This window comes from Skermanella sp. (genome assembly GCF_059503625.1).
Window position 1 is genome coordinate 1 of record NZ_JCACHA010000742.1, and the last position, 1,830, is coordinate 1,830.

Sequence of the window (1,830 nt, forward strand, 5' to 3'; positions counted from 1 at the left end):
CTGCTGGGCTACTGGCTTTATCAGCAGCGAACCGGCGGCCGCAGCCGGTCTGCCGGGAGCCGGTCTGCCGGGGCCCAGCGGCCGCCGAGCGGCGACGACCGAATTCCGGACGTAGGGCGTCTTGCGTATTTCGGTCCGCTCCGGCCGACCGGACAGTCCGTCGCCTCGGATCAGGCCTCTGGTCAGGATCGGCAGGGCCGGAGATACGCCGCCTTCAACGACCCGGAGAAAGCGCCCGTGGATCAGGGGGGCTGCTACGGAGCCGTGCGGCAAGCCGGCCCGGAGAATATGCGGGATCGCGAACGGCGCCCCTGGGACAAGGTGGACGAAAGCGTGGACGAATCGTTCCCGGCGAGCGATCCCCCCTCGTTCTCACCGGGAAGCAACTGATTTCAATCAACGGCAAGCAACGGCAAGGATCAGGCGCCATGTCTCGAGACTCAGGATTGATCACCATGCGCGGCCTTGCCGCGTTCACGACAGGCGCGCTTGCGGCCGTGATCGCCAGCCGTGTCCTGCCGCCCATCGTGGCGCAGGCGGCGGGCTCCGCGCAGGCAGCGGCAGGGCGCGACCCGTTCGATGCGCTGGCGGACGACCACAGGATCATCCTGTCGCTGCTGGACCGGATGACGTCCAGTCCGGACAACGCGGTGTTCGACCGCACCCAGCTTCTCCTCCGCTTGAAGCGGCGGCTGTCGGCGCATGCGGTGGCGGAAGAGGACGTGGTGTATCCGCTGCTCCACGGCCGCGCCCACGAGGAGGAGGACGCCATGCATCTTTACAGCGAGCACGCGGAGATGAAGATGCATCTCTTCAACCTGGAACAGATACCCAAGAGCGACCCGCGCTGGCGCGGCATCGCCACCGAACTGAGGGACCTGATCGCCGGGCACGTCAAGCAGGAGGAGGAAGTCGACTTTCCCAAGCTTCGCGCCGTTCTCGACCAGAAGGAAACGGCCATGATGTCCGGCGGGGTGCAGCGGGAAAAAGCCCTGCTGCTTTGAGATCCTTCCAGGCGCGGGCCGGGACGCTCAGGTCTCCGGTCCCGCTTCGCGCTCCGTCTCGGCGTTGATCACGGCGCCGAGCAGCACGGTGTAGGCCAGCAGGTAGAGCCAGATCATCAGGGTCAGGACGGCGCCGGCCAAGCCGAACGCCGACGCGTAGTTGGCGATCTGCTGGACATAGAGCGTGAAGCCCATGGAGGTCACGATCCATACCGTGGCGGTGAAGATGGAACCCCAGCCGACCCATCGCCATCGCGGAGCGGAGTGGCACGGTCCCAGCCGGTAGCAGACCGCGAGCGCGCCGACTATGAGAGCGCCGACGACCGGCCAGCGGCCATAGGCGTAGACCGTGGACCAGAAGGGGTCCTGGGCAGGGTCCCGCAGCAGGAACGGCGCCGCCGTCAATATGCCGATCAGGCCGGCGGCCAGCACGAAAGACCCCAGGCAGAGCAGAATCGCCATGCCGTTCAGCTTCAGGAAACCGCGTGTTTCCACCTCGTGGTAGGCATAGTTGAGGGCGGCCATCAGGGCCCGCATGCCGAACAGCCCGCTCCAGACCAGGACCATGAGACTGCCGGCCAGACCCCAGCCGAAGCTGGTCCCGGTATCCCTGGCAGTGTCCATCATCTGGCCGAACAGCGCCTGCATCGCCTGATCCGGGAAGACCGGCCCTAGTTCGCTCATGCGGTCGTGGACGTCGTCGCTGCCGCCGATGGTCCCATAGGTCACGATCAGGACCGCCAGCGTGGGGATCAGCGTATAGAAGGCGAAGAACGCCACCCCCGCAGCCGCAACCCACAGCCCCTTGTCGGTGGAGGTCCGGTAT

2 protein-coding genes and 1 pseudogene are annotated in these 1,830 nt (G+C 66.5%); 2 read left to right on the top strand and 1 reads right to left on the bottom strand.

Features of this window, described 5'->3' with window-relative positions; genetic code table 11:
• Positions 1 to 390 (top strand): annotated as a pseudogene (locus tag AC5JJ6_RS25395) (hypothetical protein); the annotation flags it as partial.
• A 38-nt stretch (positions 391 to 428) separates the two neighbouring features.
• A complete protein-coding gene (locus AC5JJ6_RS25400; RefSeq protein WP_496044739.1) occupies positions 429 to 1,004 on the top strand; it encodes a hemerythrin domain-containing protein in 576 nt (191 codons plus the stop codon).
• Positions 1,005 to 1,031: 27 nt separating this feature from the next.
• Here the strand turns inward: AC5JJ6_RS25400 and AC5JJ6_RS25405 are convergent.
• A partial coding sequence (locus tag AC5JJ6_RS25405; RefSeq protein WP_496044740.1) for a YihY/virulence factor BrkB family protein occupies positions 1,032 to 1,830 on the bottom strand: 799 nt, incomplete at its 5' end.